At 74.1% G+C, this 16440-nt stretch carries 13 protein-coding genes; 3 read left to right on the forward strand and 10 right to left on the reverse strand.

Annotated features, from left to right (window positions below):
- The 8 genes from murD to mraZ all read right to left on the reverse strand — a co-directional run bounded on the left by murD (position 1) and on the right by mraZ (position 9834).
- Positions 1-1458, reverse strand: a complete 1458-nt coding sequence (murD, locus tag SPOPO_RS0123795; RefSeq protein ID WP_019877661.1) for a UDP-N-acetylmuramoyl-L-alanine--D-glutamate ligase — start codon at positions 1456-1458, stop codon at positions 1-3.
- Complete coding sequence (gene mraY, locus SPOPO_RS0123800; RefSeq protein WP_019877662.1) at positions 1458-2528, reverse strand: phospho-N-acetylmuramoyl-pentapeptide-transferase; 1071 nt, start codon at positions 2526-2528, stop codon at positions 1458-1460. The genes murD and mraY overlap by 1 nt, the downstream gene beginning before the upstream one ends.
- The gene (locus tag SPOPO_RS0123805) at positions 2525-3985 is read right to left on the reverse strand and encodes a UDP-N-acetylmuramoyl-tripeptide--D-alanyl-D-alanine ligase (protein ID WP_019877663.1); all 1461 of its coding nucleotides are present in this window, start codon (positions 3983-3985) and stop codon (positions 2525-2527) included. Before SPOPO_RS0123805 ends, mraY begins: the two co-directional genes overlap by 4 nt.
- Entirely contained in the window at positions 3982-5550 is a 1569-nt protein-coding gene (locus SPOPO_RS0123810) for a UDP-N-acetylmuramoyl-L-alanyl-D-glutamate--2,6-diaminopimelate ligase (RefSeq protein WP_019877666.1), read from the reverse strand. The genes SPOPO_RS0123805 and SPOPO_RS0123810 overlap by 4 nt, the downstream gene beginning before the upstream one ends.
- 36 nt (positions 5551-5586) lie before the next feature.
- Positions 5587-7479, reverse strand: coding sequence for a peptidoglycan D,D-transpeptidase FtsI family protein (locus SPOPO_RS0123815; RefSeq protein WP_211210954.1), 1893 nt, complete (start codon positions 7477-7479; stop codon positions 5587-5589).
- Positions 7480-7580: 101 nt separating this feature from the next.
- On the reverse strand, positions 7581-8288 hold the full coding sequence (ftsL, locus tag SPOPO_RS33250; RefSeq protein ID WP_051098433.1) for a cell division protein FtsL: 708 nt from the start codon (positions 8286-8288) through the stop codon (positions 7581-7583).
- A complete protein-coding gene (rsmH, locus tag SPOPO_RS0123825; RefSeq protein WP_033385178.1) occupies positions 8285-9247 on the reverse strand; it encodes a 16S rRNA (cytosine(1402)-N(4))-methyltransferase RsmH in 963 nt (320 codons plus the stop codon). Before rsmH ends, ftsL begins: the two co-directional genes overlap by 4 nt.
- A 155-nt stretch (positions 9248-9402) precedes the next feature.
- Positions 9403-9834, reverse strand: a complete 432-nt coding sequence (mraZ, locus tag SPOPO_RS0123830; RefSeq protein ID WP_019877669.1) for a division/cell wall cluster transcriptional repressor MraZ — start codon at positions 9832-9834, stop codon at positions 9403-9405.
- A 348-nt stretch (positions 9835-10182) separates the two neighbouring features.
- Between mraZ and SPOPO_RS0123835 the strand changes: the two genes are divergently transcribed.
- The 3 genes from SPOPO_RS0123835 to SPOPO_RS0123845 are packed head-to-tail and all read left to right on the forward strand — an operon-like array spanning position 10183 to position 14940.
- On the forward strand, positions 10183-11151 hold the full coding sequence (locus tag SPOPO_RS0123835) for an AAA family ATPase (RefSeq protein WP_051098700.1): 969 nt from the start codon (positions 10183-10185) through the stop codon (positions 11149-11151).
- 52 nt (positions 11152-11203) lie between these two features.
- Positions 11204-12499, forward strand: a complete 1296-nt coding sequence (locus tag SPOPO_RS31395) for a DUF58 domain-containing protein (RefSeq protein ID WP_051098440.1) — start codon at positions 11204-11206, stop codon at positions 12497-12499.
- Positions 12496-14940 carry a transglutaminase TgpA family protein gene (locus SPOPO_RS0123845; protein ID WP_019877672.1) on the forward strand — a complete coding sequence of 815 codons (2445 nt, stop codon included), beginning with the start codon at positions 12496-12498 and terminating at the stop codon, positions 14938-14940. The genes SPOPO_RS31395 and SPOPO_RS0123845 overlap by 4 nt, the downstream gene beginning before the upstream one ends.
- Before the next feature lie 99 nt (positions 14941-15039).
- Here the strand turns inward: SPOPO_RS0123845 and SPOPO_RS0123850 are convergent, their stop codons facing one another.
- Together SPOPO_RS0123850 and SPOPO_RS0123855 are read right to left on the reverse strand one after the other, a co-directional pair.
- Positions 15040-15444: a DUF3040 domain-containing protein gene (locus SPOPO_RS0123850; RefSeq protein WP_019877674.1), complete on the reverse strand. Its 405-nt coding sequence runs from the start codon at positions 15442-15444 to the stop codon at positions 15040-15042.
- Between the two features lie 218 nt (positions 15445-15662).
- Positions 15663-16427, reverse strand: a complete 765-nt coding sequence (locus SPOPO_RS0123855; RefSeq protein ID WP_019877676.1) for a methyltransferase domain-containing protein — start codon at positions 16425-16427, stop codon at positions 15663-15665.
- Between the last annotated feature and the right edge of the window lie 13 nt (positions 16428-16440).

Genomic DNA, 16440 nt, shown 5'->3' on the forward strand with positions numbered 1-16440 from the left:
CTAACCCGGACGGTCCGCCAGCTCCAGCACGGCGGCCGCGAACCGGTCCCCGCGCTCGCCGTAGTTGGCGAACATGTCCATCGACGCGCACGCCGGGGCGAGCAGGACGGTGTCCCCTGCCTCGGCGAGTGACGCCGCGGCCGCAACCACCGCGGCCATCGCTCCAGTGTCGGTCGCCGCGACCTCGTGAACGGGCACATCCGGGGCGTGTCGCGCGAGTGCGGCGGCGATCTCACCCCGGTCGGCGCCCATCAGCACGACGCCCCGCAACCGCCTCGCGGCGCCCGCGACGAGCTCGTCGAACGTGGCGCCCTTGGCCAGGCCCCCCGCAATCCAGACGATTCGGTCGTACGACCCCAGCGACGCCGCGGCGGCGTGCGGGTTGGTGGCCTTGGAGTCGTCGATGTAGCGGACGCCGTCGACCGTCGCGACGTCCGCGATGCGGTGCGCGTCCGGCCGGAACAGGCGCAGCCCCTCGCGGATCGCGGCCGGCTCGACGCCGAACGCGCGGGCGAGCGCCGCGGCCGCGAGCGCGTTCGCGATGTTGTGCGGCGCGTTCGGGACGACGTCCGCGACGTTCGCGAGCTCGACCGCCGCGGTGCGCCGGTCGTCGGTGAAGGCGCGGTCGACGAGCAGGTCGTCGACGACGCCGAGCATCGACAGGCCCGGGGCGCCGAGGGTGAAGCCGACGGCGCGGGCACCCTCGGTGACCTCGGCCTCGGCGACCAGTCGCTCCGTCACCGGGTCCGCGACGTTGTACACGCAGGCGTGCTCGACGCCCTGATAGATCTTCCCCTTGGCCTTCGCGTACTCGTCGAGGTCGCCGTGCCAGTCGACGTGGTCCGGGGCGACGTTGAGCACCGCCGCGGAGTGGCAGCGCAGCGAGGACGACCAGTGCAGCTGGAAGCTGGAGAGCTCGACGGCGAGGACGTCGTAGCGCTGCCGGCCGGCGGTCTGCTCGGCCATCACGACCTCGAGCAGCGGGGTCCCGACGTTGCCCGCGGCCACCGCGCGGAAGCCGCCGGCCCCCAGCATCGAGGTGAGCATCCGCACCGTGGTGGTCTTGCCGTTGGTGCCGGTGATCGCGAGCCAGGGCGCGGCGCCGGTGGTCGGGCGCAGCCGCCAGGCGAGCTCGACCTCGCCCCACACCTCCAGGCCGGCGTCGAGGGCGGCGACCAGCAACGGCGAGGACGGCTTCCAGCCGGGCGAGGTGACGACGACGTCCGCCCCGGCGGGGAGGGTGTCCGCCTCCCCCAGCCGCACGGTCGCGCCGAGGGCCTCCAGGACGCCGGCGCGCTCCCGCGCGACCTCGTCCGCCTTGCCGTCGAGGACCGTGACCGTCGCACCGAGGCCGAGGAGGGCGTCGGCGGCGGCGAAGCCGGAGACGCCGATGCCGGCGACCACGACGGAGACGCCGGACCAGTCGGCGTCCCGGTTCAGCCCGGACACGCGGGACATCAGACGCCCGCCACCCACTCGGCGTAGAACACGCCGAGGCCGCCGGCGACGAACAGGCCCGCGATGATCCAGAAGCGGATGACGATCGTGACCTCCTGCCAGCCCACGAGTTCGAAGTGGTGCTGCAGGGGCGCCATCCGGAACACCCGGCGGCGGGTCAGCTTGAAGAACCCGACCTGGACGATCACCGAGACCGTGATGAGGACGAACAGGCCGCCGAGGAGGACCAGCAGCAGTTCGGTGCGGGTCGTGATGGCGAGACCGGCGATGACGCCGCCGAGGGCGAGCGAGCCGGTGTCGCCCATGAAGATCTTCGCCGGGGACGCGTTCCACCACAGGAAGCCGAAGCAGGCGCCCATCACCGCAGCCGCGACGATCGCCAGGTCCAACGGGGCCGGTGTCTCGTAGCACTGCGGTTGCGGGACGGCCGGGTTCGGCAGGCAGGAGTTGCCCGACTGCCAGATCCCGATCAGCACGTAGGCGCCGGCCACCATCGCCGAGGCGCCCGTGGCCAGGCCGTCCAGTCCGTCGGTGAGGTTCACGCCGTTCGAGGTCGCCGCGATCATCAGGTACGCGAAGACGACGAAGCCGATCGTCCCGAGCTGGAAGCCGGTGTCGCGGATGAACGAGATCTCGGTGGACGCGGGGCTGAAGCCGCGGTAGTCCTCGAAGCGGAGCGCCCCGGCCGCGAAGATCAGGGCCACGACCGACTGGCCCGCGAGTTTGGCCTTGCTGCGCAGGCCGAGGCTGCGCTGCTTGGAGACCTTGATGTAGTCGTCGAGGAAGCCGACGAGCCCGAGCCCGGTCATGAGGAACAGCACGAGCAGCGCCGGCGCCGTCGGCGACTTGTCCCGCAGCACCAGGTGCGCGGCCAGGTAGCCGCACAGGACGGCGATGAGAATGACCGCGCCGCCCATGGTCGGCGTACCGCGCTTGGTCTGGTGCGTGGTCGGGCCGTCGTCCCGGATGAGCTGGCCGTAGCCCTGTCGGACCAGGATCCGGATCGCGATCGGGGTTCCGAGCAGGGTGATGATCAGCGAGACGGCGGCCGCCGCGAGGACGCCTCTCATGCGGTGCCTGCTGATTCGCCTGCTGATTCGCCCGGTGCTCCGCCCGGTGCTCCGCCCGCCAGCAGCGCCGCGGCGACCTGCTCCAGTCCGGCGGCCCGGGAGGCCTTGACCAGGACGACGTCCGCGGGTGCGAGTTCGCGGGCCAGCAGGTCCGTCGCGGCTGCGGTGTCCGGGACGAACACCGGGTCCTGCGCCCACGCGCGCGCTCCGAGCGCGCCGTCGTGGGCGGCCCGGGCGCCGTCACCGACGACGACCAGCCGGGAGATGTTCATGTCGGCGACCAGCCTGCCCACCGCCGCGTGTTCCGCGGCGGACGACTCGCCGAGTTCGCGCATCTCGCCCAGCACGGCCCAGCTCCGCCGCTCCCCCGCGATGGCCACCAGCGCCTCCAGCGCGGCTCGCATCGAGTCCGGGTTCGCGTTGTAGGCGTCGTTGACGACCGTGACCCCGTCGGGGCGGGTCGTGACCTCCATGCGCCAGCGGCTGCGGGGCGTGGCCGCGGTCAGCGCGGCGCCGATCGCGGCCGGCGTCAGCCCGAGCTCGAGGGCGACCGCGGCCGCCGCGAGCGAGTTCGGCACGTGGTGGGCGCCGTGCAGTCCGAGCGCGACCTCGGCGCTGCCCACCGGTGTGACGAGCGTGTAGCGCGCCCGGCCGTCGACGAGGGTGACGTCCGCGGCACGCACGTCGGCAGCATTCCCCGGGCCGTCCCCCAGCCCGTAGGTGACGACGCGGGCGTTCGTCCGGCTCGCCATCGCGGCGACCAGGGGGTCGTCGGCGTTCAGCACGGCGACACCGTCGGCGGGCAGGGCCTCGACCAGTTCGCCCTTCGCCTGGGCGATCGCCTCGCGGCTGCCGAACTCGCCGACGTGCGCGACGCCGACGTTGAGCACGACGCCGATGCGGGGCGGGGCGATGTCGCACAGGTAGCGGACGTGGCCGATGCCGCGCGCGCCCATCTCCATCACGAGGAAACGGGTCGCCGGTTCGGCGCGCAGCGCGGTCAGCGGCAGGCCGATCTCGTTGTTGAACGACCCCGGCGGGGCGATGGTCGCGCCGGCCGTCTCCAGGACCGAGGCGATCAGGTCCTTGGTGCTGGTCTTGCCCTGCGAGCCGGTGACGCCGACGACCGCGAGCCCGTCGGACGTCGCGAGCCGGCGCACGACCACGCCCGCGAGCTTGCCGAGGGCCGCCACGGTGTCGTCCACGATCACCGCCGGGACCCCGACCGGGCGGGTCGCGAGCACGGCGCGCGCGCCCGCCGCGATCGCGGCCCCGGCGAAGTCGTGGCCGTCCACGCGCTCCCCGGGCACCGCGACGAACAGGGCGCCGGCGGCGACCTCCCGGGAGTCCACGACGACGGGACCGTCGACCGGCAGGTCGGGGTCCGCCCCGGCCGCCCCGCCGTCGATCCGCCCGCCGGTCGCCGCCGCGACCTCGGCCAGCGACAGCGGAATCACGTGCCCTTGCCTTCCAGTGCCTCGAGCAACGCCTCGCCGAGGACCTCCCGGTCGTCGAACGGCTTCACGACGCGCGTGCCCTGTCCGTCCACGGACTCCTGGCCCTGCTCGTGACCCTTGCCGGCGACGACGACCGCGTCCCCGGCCTGCGCGCGCCCGACCGCCAGCGCGATCGCCTTCGCGCGATCGTGCTCGACCAGAATCTCGGCCCGCTCCGCGGCGGCGACCGACTCCGCGCCGGCGCGGACCGCGGCCAGGATCTCCTTCGGGTCCTCCGAGCGCGGGTTGTCGTCGGTGAGCACGACGACGTCGCCGAGTCGGGCGGCGACCTCGCCCATCAGCGGCCGCTTGGACCGGTCCCGGTCGCCACCCGCGCCGAGCACGACGATCAGGCGCCCGGTCGCGACCGGGCGCAGCGCGGTCAGGACGGTCTCGATCGCGTCCGGGGTGTGCGCGTAGTCGACGACCGCGAGGAAGTCCTGACCCGCGTCGACCTTCTCCATGCGGCCGGGGACGCCGGGGCACTCCCCGACGCCGCGGACGGCGTCCTCGAGCGGGACCCCCGCGGTCACGAGCGCGACGATCGCGCCGAGCGCGTTGGCGACGTTGAAGGCCCCGGGAAGCCCGACCGAGGCGGTCGTGCCCACGCCCTTGGGGCCCTGGATCGTGAACGTCGAGGACGCCGGACCCAGCTCGACGGCGACGGCCCGCCAGTCGGCGTCCGGGTCCCCGGTCGCCGAGTAGGTCGTGATCGGGATCTGCCGGTTCGCGGCCAGCCGCTTGCCGTACGGGTCGTCGACGTTGACCACGCCGGCCTTCGCCCGGGCCGGCGTGAACAGCGCGGCCTTCGCCTGGAAGTACGCCTCCATCGTGAAGTGCCAGTCCAGGTGGTCCTGCGAGAGGTTGGTGAACAGCGCCGCGTCGTAGACGATCCCGTCCACGCGGTGCATGTCGAGCGCGTGGCTGGAGACCTCCATCGCCACCGCGTCGACCTTGCGCTCCTTCATCACGGCGAGCAGCGCGTGCAGGTCGGGGGCCTCGGGGGTGGTGCGGGCACTCGGCAGCGCCTCGTCCCCGATCCGGGTGGCGACCGTGCCGAACAGGCCGGTGCTGCGCCCGGCGGCCCGCAGGCCGGCCTCGAGCAGGAACGCGGTCGTCGTCTTCCCGTTGGTCCCGGTCACGCCGAGCGTGAGCATGCCCGCGGCCGGGTCGCCGTAGATCGCGGCGGCGAGCGCTCCGAGCGAGGCGCGGGCGTCGGAGACGACCAGCACCGGCAGGTCGGCCACCCGCGAGCGCTCCCGGCCGAGCGGGTCGGTGAGGATCGCGACCGCCCCGGCCTCGGCGGCCTGGCGCACGAACTCGGCGCCGTGCACGTTCTCGCCGATCATCGCCGCGTACAGATCACCCGGTTGGACCTGCCGGGAGTCGTGGGTGAGACCGGTGACCGTCACGGTCCGCTGCGCCGGATCGGGCAGCTCGGCGCCGACCAGCGTGCCCAGTTCGGCCACGGTCCGCGGGACCGACTTCTGCGGGCGCAGAGCCGGCGTCGGGGAGGAGGGGGGCACGGCGAGTCAGGGTAGTCAGGCGGCGGCCGCCCTCCGTCACCAGGTCAGTGGCAGGCGAGCCGGTTTGGCGCCGGTCGGCCGGATGCCCATCGTGCGCAGCGTGAACGTCATGACGTCGACGAACACCGGGCCGCCGAGCATGCCGCCGTAGTGACCACGGACCGGCTTCTGCAGCGTCACCGAGACGACGATGCGCGGGTCGTCCGCCGGCGCGAACCCGGCGAAGGACGCGGTGTAGCCGCGGTAGCACCGGCACTCGGAGTCGGCGAACTGCGCGGTACCGGTCTTGCCGGCGATCCGGTAGCCGTCGATCTTCACGTGCGGCGCGGTCCCGCCCGGGGCGGTGACCTGCTCGAGCATCTTCGTCACGGTCGCGGCGGTGGCCGCGCTGACGACCGGGCGCACCTCGGGCGGCTGCGGCGTGTGGGTGACGCCGTCGGCGTCGGTCCAGGACCGCACCAGCGTCGGTGCGATCCGGACGCCGCCGTTGCCGATCGCCTGGTAGACCGAGGCCGCCTGGACCGTGTTCATCGAGTAGCCCTGGCCGAACGGGATCGTGTAGCGGGTCGTGCCGACCCACTTCTCCACGCTCGGCAGCAGGCCGCGGCTCTCCCCGGGGAACTGCAGCCCGGTGGGCTCGGCGACGCCGAACGCCTTGAAGTAGTCGTGGAGGACCTGGGCGGAAACCTTGTCGGCCGCGAGCACGGTGCCGATGTTGGAGGACTTCGCCAGGATGCCGGCGAGCGTCCAGCGCTCGGTGCCGTGCGGATCGCTGTCGTGCAGCACGTGGCCGGCGCGGCGCAGCTCACCGGGGACCTTGAACTTGTCGGTCGGCTTGACCACACCCTGCTCGATCAGGGCCGCCATCGTCAGCGCCTTCATGATCGAGCCGGGCTCGTAGATCTGGGACAGCGCCCGGTTGCCGCGGTTGTCGTCCGAGCCCTTGCCGGGGTTGTTCGGGTTGAACGTCGGCGCGGTCGCCATCGCGAGGATCTCGCCGGTCTTCACGTCCTGCACGATCACGGTGCCGCTCTGGGCACGCGTCTCGCGGACCTTGGCGGCGATGGCCTGCTGAGCGGCGTACTGGATGTCGCGGTCGATGGTGAGCTGCAGGTCCTGACCGGACACGGGCTCGCGGTTGCGCATGCCCGCGGTCGCGATCTTGCCGCCGTTGCTGCTGCGCTCGTAGGTCTGTTCGCCGTCGACGCCGGAGAGCAGCGCGTCGAACTCGCGCTCGATGCCGCCGCCGGCCTGACCGGAGGCGTTGAGGAAGCCGAGGATGTTCGCGGCCAGGGTGTCCGCCGGGTAGACCCGCTTGCTCGTGACCTCGGCGAAGATCCCCATCACGGGCTTGCCGGTGCCGGGGTCGAGGGTCGCGGCAATGTCCCGCCAGCGGTCCGGGTCGATGTTGCGGGCCAGGACGACGTAACGGCGCGGGCGGTCGCCGAGGCGGGCGGCGAGCCACTCCTCGTCGACGCCGAGCTTGGGCGCCAGCACGTGGGCGTAGGCGCGGGGGTCGGAGATCAGCGTCGGGTCCGCGGTGACCGTGCGCGCCTCGACCGAGCGCGCGAGCACGTCGCCGTCGCGGTCGAAGATGACGCCCCGGGTCGCGGGGACCGCCACCGTGCGCAGGCGCTCGTTCTGGGCCACCGCGGCGTAGCTGCTCGCCTCGAAGCCCTGGACCTGCAGCAGCCGCCCGATCAGCAACGCGACGACGAGCGAGAGACACAGCAACGCGGCCTGCAGCCGGCGACCGGGGTTGCCCAGCTTGGTCCCCCGGCGCGGGGGCAGCGGCCGCCGCGGCCCCGTCGCCGCGGGTCTGCGGGCGGCGGGCTGACGGGGCGCCGACTGACGGGGCGCCGACTTGCGGGGCGCGGGCTTGCGCGCCGCCGCACCTCGACGGGCCGGTGGTTCCCGACGGCCAGTCACGTGCACTCCTGTCCCACGAGCACCATCGTGCAGTTCAGAGCTTTGACTCGGGTGTCCGCCACGCCGAACCGATCGAACTGATTCCCCGTCAGTTCTCAGGCTCAGTTGGACCAGGTGCCGGAGGGAGGCTCGACGACCTGCTCGCCCCCGGCACGCGAGCCGCCCTTCTCCTGCTCGGCGAGCTTGCGCTTCCACTCCTTCTCGGCCTTCTCCTGCGCGGCCTGCTGCGCGGCGGCGGCCCGCTCGGCCGCGACGCGCGCCCGCTCGGCCTCGGCGGCCGCGGCCGCGCGCTCCTGGCGCGCCGTGACCCGCTCGGCGCGCGCCTGCTTCTCGGCGGCGGCCTGCTCGGCCTCGAGCTTCTGCCGGGCCTCCAGCTCGGCCCGCTCCTCCGGCGTCAGCGGCTTGGGGGCGGCCGGCGCCGGGACCGCGCCGTCGGTGACGGTGCCGTCGGCGAGGGAGACGAACGAGACGCCGGGCGCCGGGACCATGCCGATGTCCCGCGCGGCCTTGGCCAGCCGGTCCGGAGCGGCGGCTCGGGCGAGCGCCTCCTCCAGGCTCTGGCTGCGGTCCTCGAGGGCCGTCGCCTCCTTCTGGAGCTTGCTCGCCGTGAAGGAGCCCTGCGCGAGCGCGGTGTTGAACCCGAGCAGCGCCGCGAGTCCGCCGGAGAGGACGAGCAGGAGCAGCATCACGAACGAGGCGCGCCCGGCCCGCGGCACGCGGTCGGGGACCGCCGCCAGCGTCGGGACGGCGTTCCCCGCCCGGGTGGTGCGCGGCGGCACGGGCCGCGGGGACTGCAGCGCGGACCTCACGCTGCCTCCCGCACCTTCTCCGCCGCCCGCACCCGCGCCGACGCGGCGCGGGGATTGGCGGCGGTCTCGGCCTCGTCCGGAACGTCGCCCTTGGCGAGCAGACGCAGGACGGGGGCCGTGCCGGGCAGCTCGACCGGCAGGTCGAGCGGGCCGCCGGCGGTGGCTCCGGCGGCGAGGACGCGCTTGACGATGCGGTCCTCCAACGAGTGGTACGTGAGGACGACGATGCGCCCGGAGACCGCCAGCGCGGCGACGGCGGCGGGCATCGCCCGCTCCAGGGCCGCGAGCTCGCCGTTGACCTCGATCCGCAGGGCCTGGAACGTCCGCTTGGCGGGGTTGCCCCCGGTCCGGCGGGCCGGCGCCGGGATCGCCGCCCGGATCAGCTCGACGAGGCGGGCGGAGGTCGTGAAGGGCTCCCGGGCCCGCTCGCGCACCACGGCGTCGGCGATGCGCTTCGCGAATTTCTCCTCCCCGTAGGCGCGCAGGACCCGGGCGAGGTCCCCCGCTCCGTAAGTGTTGAGCACGTCCGCGGCCGTGGGGCCCGTCGTCGGATTCATCCGCATGTCGAGCGGGGCGTCCTGCGCGTAGGCGAAGCCGCGGTCGGCCTCGTCGAGCTGCATCGAGGAGACGCCGAGGTCGAACAGCACGCCCTGCACGCGCGGCAGGCCGAGGCGGGCGAGCACGTCGGGCAGCTCGTCGTAGACGGCGTGGACGAGCGTGACCCGCTCGCCGAACGGGGCCAGCCGCGACGCGGAGAGCTCCAGGGCGTTCGGGTCGCGGTCCAGCCCGACCAGACGCAACCCGTCGAACCGGCGCAGCATCGCCTCGCTGTGGCCACCGAGCCCGAGCGTCGCGTCGACCACGACCGCACCGGGGGTCTCCAGCGCCGGCGCGAGCAGGGCGAGCACCCGGTCCAGCAGCACCGGCACGTGCCGGTCGGCGGGCCCACTACTGGTCACGGTGCGCGTCCTTCGTGCTCGTGTGCTGCTGGGGTCGTGCGGGAGGTACACGGGACGTGGGGCCAGGTCCCCGCCCGCTCGGTCTCCGGCACCGGGGAAGGTGAGCCGGAGTCCTGGAGCGGGGGGAGACCTCGCGCCACGTCGGGGCGCGGGAATTACATGAGGCCGGGGAACACCTCCTCCGACAGGTCGGCGAAGGCCTGCTCCTGGGCGGCGAGGTAGCGGTCCCAGGCGGCGGAGTCCCAGACCTCGACCCGGGCGTTCGCGCCGATGACCACGCATTCGCGCTCCAACCCGGCGTAGGCCCGGAGCTGCGGCGGGATCGTGACGCGGCCCTGCTTGTCGGGCACCTCGTCGGAGGCGCCCGCGTACAGGACGCGCATGAAGTCGCGGGGCCCCTTGGACGTGACCGGAGCGGTCCGGAGCTGCTCGGCGATCCGGGCGAACTCGGGCCGGGGCCAGATGTAGAGGCAGCGCTCCTGGCCCTTCGTGATCACGAGCCCCTCCGCCAGTTCGTCCCGGAACTTCGCCGGGAGGATCAGCCGCCCTTTGTCGTCCAGCCGCGGTGTGTGGGTGCCGAGGAACACCTCTCCACCCCTCCAACCGCCCGTGGAGCCCATTTTCCTCCACTGGGCTCCACGGTACTCCACTTCACTCCACGGTCAACGCCAAACCAGGGGTTTTGTGGCCCGACTCGCGCCCGCCGGACCGGGATCGGGAGGGTTGCGGGCCGATTCGTGGTGGGAAGTCCGATCTGGCGCCGGAATCCGGGGTGCGCGAGCGGGGGTGACCTCACCCGGTCGGCGCTGTCTCCGGCGAACCCCTGCCGCAGATCGCGGCGGCGGGTGGAGAATGACTGCCCACGACCGATCGCACGGCCTGGAGGATTCGTGACCGCTCCGCACGGCAACCCGCCAGGCGGGATCTCCTACTCGGTGCCGGTCGGTGCGGGAGGGCTGGGTTCGGGACTGAGCGTCCCCGAGGTCGCCGGCCGGATCCGGGCGACCGTCGAACGGGTGATCGTCGGCAAGCCCGAGTCGGTCCGGCTCGCCCTGGTGGTCCTCCTGGCGGAGGGCCACCTGCTCGTCGAGGACGTGCCCGGCGTCGGCAAGACGATGCTGTCGAAGGCGCTGGCGCGGTCGGTCGACTGCTCGGTCCGCCGGATCCAGTTCACGCCGGACCTGCTGCCCTCGGACATCACCGGCGTCTCGATCTACAACCAGGAGCGCCGCGACTTCGAGTTCAAGCCGGGCGCGATCTTCGCCAACGTCGTGATCGGCGACGAGATCAACCGCGCCTCCCCCAAGACGCAGTCCGCGCTGCTGGAGTGCATGGAGGAGGGCCAGGTCACCGTCGACGGCGTGACCTACGAGCTGGCGGCGCCGTTCATGGTCGTGGCCACGCAGAACCCGATCGAGATGGAGGGCACGTACCCGCTGCCCGAGGCCCAGCGCGACCGGTTCATGGCGCGGATCTCGATGGGGTACCCGCACGGGACCGCCGAGCTCGACATGATCGACAACCACGGCGCCGCGTCGCCGCTGGACTTCCTCGAGCCGGCCACCGACGGGCACACCGTCGTCAAGCTGATCGAGATCGTCCGGTCCGTCCACGTCTCGCCGGCCGTGAAGCAGTACACGGTCGACCTCGTCGGCGCCACGCGCTCCTCCCCCGAGCTCCGGCTCGGGGCGTCACCGCGCGCGACGCTGCACCTGGTCCGGGCCGCCCGGGCCGCGGCGGCGCTCGACGGACGCGACTTCGTGCTCCCCGACGACATCCAGGCCCTGGCGATGCCGGTGCTCGCGCACCGGCTGATCACCACGGCCGAGGCCCAGATCGCCCGCCGCACCGCGGCGGCGATCGTCCGCGACATCGTTCGCAGCGTCCCGCTTCCGGGACGCTGAGAGCCTCCGCGGCCGACCCCCGCCGACCACGACGGCAGGTACTTTCGCAACCGTGCGGATATTTTCCGGGCTGACGCTCCGCGGCCGCTGCTTCCTGGTCGCCGGAGTCGCGGCGTTGGGCTGTGCCCTGGTGCTCGGCCAGCAGGACGTCCTGCGCGTCGCGATCCTGCTGATCAGCCTGCCCCTGGTGTGCGCGGCGGTCGTGTTCCGCACGCAGCACAAGCTCTCGACCTCCCGCGTCATCGAGCCCGTGCGGGTGCCGGCCGGCGAGGAGGCCCGGGTCTCCCTGCGCGTCCACAACACCTCGCTGGCCCCGAGCGGCCTGCTGCTGGCGGAGGACAGCCTCCCGCGCGGCATGAGCGCGCGGCCGCGGTTCGTCATCGACCGGCTCGAGCCGCGCGGCAAGCGCGAGGTGTTCTACCGGGTCCGCAGCCAGGTCCGCGGCAAGTTCCCGATCGGGCCGCTGCGGCTGCGCCTCGCCGACCCGTTCGGCATGTGCGAGATCTCCCGCTCCTACGCCGGCACCGACGACCTGATCGTGATCCCCGTGGTCGAGCCCGTGCCGTTCGTGGTGCTCGGCGGCGAGTGGACCGGCGGCACCGAGAGCCACCCGAGCTCGATCCCCTCCGCCGGCGAGGACGACATCGGCACCCGCGAGTACCGCCACGGCGACGCGCTGCACCGCGTCCACTGGCGCTCGACAGCGCGCCGGGGCGAGCTCATGGTCCGCCGCGAGGAGCACCCCCGGCAGAGCCAGGCGACGCTGCTGGTCGACGTCCGCGCGGACGCACACGCCGGCGAGGGGCTGCACTCCTCGCTGGAGTGGGCGGTCTCGGCCGCCGCGTCGCTGTCGATCCACCTGATCCGGCGCGGGTTCTCCCTGCGCCTGCTGACCGAGACCGGCCAGCCGCTCGCCGGGATGGCCGGGGACATCGTCTCCCCCGCCCCGGATGTCGAGGGCCTGCTGCTCGACGCGCTCGCGATGCTGACGCCCTCGCACACCCCGACGCTCAACGACGCCCTGCGCGGCCTGCACCGGGCCGGCAGCGACAGCCTGGTGATCGCCCTGCTCGGTGACCTCACCGAGGCCGACGCGGCCGCCCTGGGCCGGCGTCGGCAGGGCACCCAGACCGCGATCGCCCTGATGCTGCGCCCGCTGAGCTGGACGCCCGGCGGCGCCGAGGCGCAGACCGAGGAGCAGCGCCGGTTCGAGCACAACATCGCACTGCTGCGCAACGGCGGCTGGCGCGCGGTCCCGGTCTCGGCCGGCGACCGGCTGCCGGACGTCTGGCTCGGGGTCGCCCGCGGCGGCCCGATCACCGGCATCCGGCCGGTGGGGGTCGCGTGAAGACCGACCTGCGCACCGCCCTCAAGCTGACGCTCGCCGGCTTCGTCGCGTGCGTCCTCACCACGTCGCTGCTGTACTCGGTCTTCGACGGCGACGAGTGGTTCGCCCGCAGCGTCGGCGGGATCGTGCTGGTCTTCGGCATCGGGGCGCTCGCGCGCGCCGGCCGTTTCCCCGGGTTCTCGGTCCCGCTGCTGCAGGTCGCCGGGGTGCTCGTCTACCTGACGTCCACCTACGCACCGGACGACGCGAAGGGCGGCTGGCTGCCCGGCGAGACGACGCTGCGGACGCTCGGCGACCTCGCCGACGCCGCGTTCACCGAGATCGACACCGTCACGCCGCCCCTGACCCCGTCCGAGTCGCTGACGTTCCTCGTCGTCGCCGGTGTGGCCGCGATGGCGATCGTGGTCGACCTGCTGGCCGCCGGGCTCCGCCAGACCGCGCTGGCGGGCATCCCGCTGCTCGTCCTGTACATCGTCCCGGCGGCCGTGCTGCCCGACGGCCTGCACGGCGCGCTGTTCCTGCTGCCCGCGCTGGGCTACCTGCTGCTGCTCATCACCGACAGCCGCGAACGGCTGCTGCGGTGGGGTGTCGCCGTCTCCGGGCGGGCCGACGGGGCCCGCGCCACCCGGGCGTCCGGCGAGCTCGGGCAGATGACGCGCCGGATCGGCGTCACGGTGCTCTCGCTCTCGATCGTGATCCCGGCCCTGGCGCCGCGCCTGTCCGACGGCGCCTTCGGGTCGGGCGGGATCGGCAACGACCCCGACGGCGGCGGGACGATCTCCACGCTGAACCCGCTCGTGAGCATGCGCCGCGACCTGGTCCGGCCGCAGGACGTCGACCTGATGCGGGTCCGGACCGATTCGGTCAACGCCGACGAGCTCTATCTGCGCGCGGTCACCCTCGACACCTTCGACGGCGAGGAGTGGCGCGCCGGGCGCCGGGAGGTCCGGCGCTTCGAGACCGGCCTGCCCAAGCCGGTCGGCCTGCCGGACGCGCTCGCGACCGCGGCGGTCACCACGACCGTCGAGGCGCTGGACGCCCTGGAGTCCGACTACGTCCCGATGCCGTTCCCGGCGACCCGGCTGGAGATCGCGGGCGGCTGGCGCGTCGACCCGCTGACCAGCAACGTCGTCAGCCACGACGGGCCGAAGCAGATCTCCGGGTCGACCTACTCGGTGCGCAGCTACGACATCAGCCCGCAGCCGACGGACGTCCTGCCCTCGATCCAGCTCGAGCCGTACCTGGAGCCGTACCTGCGGCTGCCGGCCGACCTGCCGAACCGGGTGAAGCAACTCGCCGACCGCGTCGCCCGCGGCGCGGACACGGTCCTCGGCCGCGCGATCGCCCTGCAGCAGTGGTTCCGCGACCCGGACGAGTTCGCCTACGACCTGCGCCAGCGGCCCGGCACCGGCAAGGACGCGATCCTCGCGTTCCTCAACGACCGCCGGGGCTACTGCGAGCAGTTCGCGTCCACGATGGCCGTGATGGCGCGGCACCTGGGCATCCCGGCCCGCGTGAACGTCGGGTTCACCCCCGGCTCCCCCGCCGCCGACGGCAGCCGCATCATCAGCGCCCACGACGCGCACGCCTGGCCCGAGCTCTACCTGCCGGGCGTCGGCTGGACGCGCTTCGAGCCGACCCCGGGCAGCGCCCAGTCGAACCCGGACGTGCCGAACTGGCTCGCCCCGCAGCCCGAGAACGAGACCCCCGGCGGCGACGAGGGCCCGGTCGAGGAGACCACCCCGGACCCGGAGCCGACCGACGCCCCGGGCGCCACCGCACCGCCGGACCCGGCGGCCGCGCCGACCTCCACCGCGTGCCCGCCCGACCCGGACGTGCCCTGCACCGAGCTCCCGCCGCCCCCGGACGACACGGATCTCACCTCGGGCTCCGGCGGCGGCTGGGGCTGGCTGACGTGGGTCCTGCCGGTCCTGCTGGGCCTCGTGTTCCTGCTCGTGCCCTGGGCCGCCCGCGAGGCCGTCCGGCGCCGCCGCTGGGCACTGGCGGGCACCGCCGGCGCCGGTGGCGCCGCCGCCGAGTGGGCGTGGGCCGAGCTGCGCGACAGCACCGTCGACCTCGGCTACACCTGGCCCGAGGCCCGGACCCCGCGCCAGACCTCGGCGGAGCTCGTCGGCGACGGCAAGCTCGGCCCCCGCGCCGCCGACGCCCTGGCGATGATCACCCAGCACGTCGAGCGGGTCCGCTACGCCCCCACGGGCGCCGGCGCCCCGGCCGGCCCGAGCCGGGACGAGTTGCGATCCGCCGTCGACGACGTCCGCCGCGACCTCGGCGAGACCGCGGGCAAGCAGCGCCGCCTCCGCGCGACGTTCCTCCCCCGGTCGCTGGCGACGCTCCTCGGCCGCGTCGCCCTCCGGACCCGGCAGCGCGCCGTCGCCGCCCGCCGGTCCGTCCTGCGCACCCTCCGCCTCCGCCGCGCCTGACCCGCCGGCCCGGGGACGCGCGAGAGCCCCGGCCGGTGCGGCCGGGGCTCTCGAAGATCCGGGTGGTGCGGTCGGGCGGTTCGGCCCGGCGAGGAGCGGTCAGCGACCTTCCTCGCGGCGGCGGCGCCAGCGGTCCTCGAAACGCTCGGTCATCCCGCGCTTCGGGCCCTTCGGGCGGCCCTTCGACCGGCCCTTGAGCGGCGTCACGTTGGAGCGGACCGGCTCGGCGCTGCCGGAGACCTTGCGCCAACTGGTCACCGCGAACAGCGCGGAGGCCAGCATGAGCACGAAGCCCAGGATCCCCACGATCCAGATCGTGGAGACCACGCCGGTCATCAGCAGGACGACGCCGAGGAGGAATCCGACCGCGGACGCGAGGGCCCGGCGCCGGTAGTGCGAGCGCAGGTCAGTGCCGCGCAGCGAGGAGACGAATTTCGGGTCCTCTGCGTAGAGGGCCCGCTCCATCTGCTCGAGCAGGCGCTGCTCGTGGTCGGAGAGCGGCACGGAATCCTCCTATTGGGCAGCCACCCCACGGCTACCGCGTACCCGCCAGGATAAGCAGCGAACCGCGTGCTTGTAACCCGACCGTGCAGATCCACCCTCGGATGGCGCAGAGATCTTTGCCGCACCACACCGAATTGCGCCGAAAACGAGCGGAAACCGGGTCCGAACGCGAGGCATCCCACGCCGCGATCCGGGCCGGATCCCGCCGCCCGGGACGGTCACGGCCGAACGGCGAGGACGTGCAGCTGGGTCGCGATGGCCCGGAACGCCGGGAGTTCGGCGACGGCGGACTCCAGGGCCACCAGGTCCTCCCGCGCCGCGGCCTCGCCCTCGATGACCCCGCTGGGCACCAGGTCGGAGAACACGCGGACGCCGTGGATGGCGAGGACGCGGGCGCCGGCGGCCTCCAGCATCGCGACCAGGTCGTCGGGCGCGAAGCGGCGCGGCAGCGGGTCGGAGCTCCCCCAGCGGCCCGTCGGGTCCTCCAGCGCGTGCCGGGCCCCGACGACGTGGCCGCTGACGGCCCGGGCGAACACGGCCGCGTTGCGGTTGGCCGCGAGCAGGCTGATCGCTCCGCCGGGCCGGACGGCCGTCAGGGCCGCGGCCAGGGACGCGGCCGGGTCGTCGGTGTGCTCGAGTGCCCCGTGGCAGAGCAGCAGGTCGAACGAACCGGGCGCGGCGACGGCCGCGAGGTTGTCGGCGTCGCCCTGAACGGCGCGGACCTGCGCGGCCACGCCGGCCTCGGCGACCCGGCGTCCGAGGGCGGCGAGGGCGTCCGGGCTCGGGTCGAGGACGGTGACCCGATGGCCCGACTGGGCCAACGGCACCGCGAACCCGCCGGTGCCGCCGCCGACGTCGAGGACCTCGAGCTCGGTGCGGCCGCCGCCCCGGGGGTCGGCGAGCAGGTCGTCCAGGGCGGGACGCAGGGCCTCCCACACGACGGCCGTGCGCACCGAGCTGCGGGCCCGGGTCAGATCGGCCATCGGTGCCTCCTCG

The organism is Sporichthya polymorpha DSM 43042 (assembly GCF_000384115.1).
Lineage (GTDB): Bacteria > Actinomycetota > Actinomycetes > Sporichthyales > Sporichthyaceae > Sporichthya > Sporichthya polymorpha.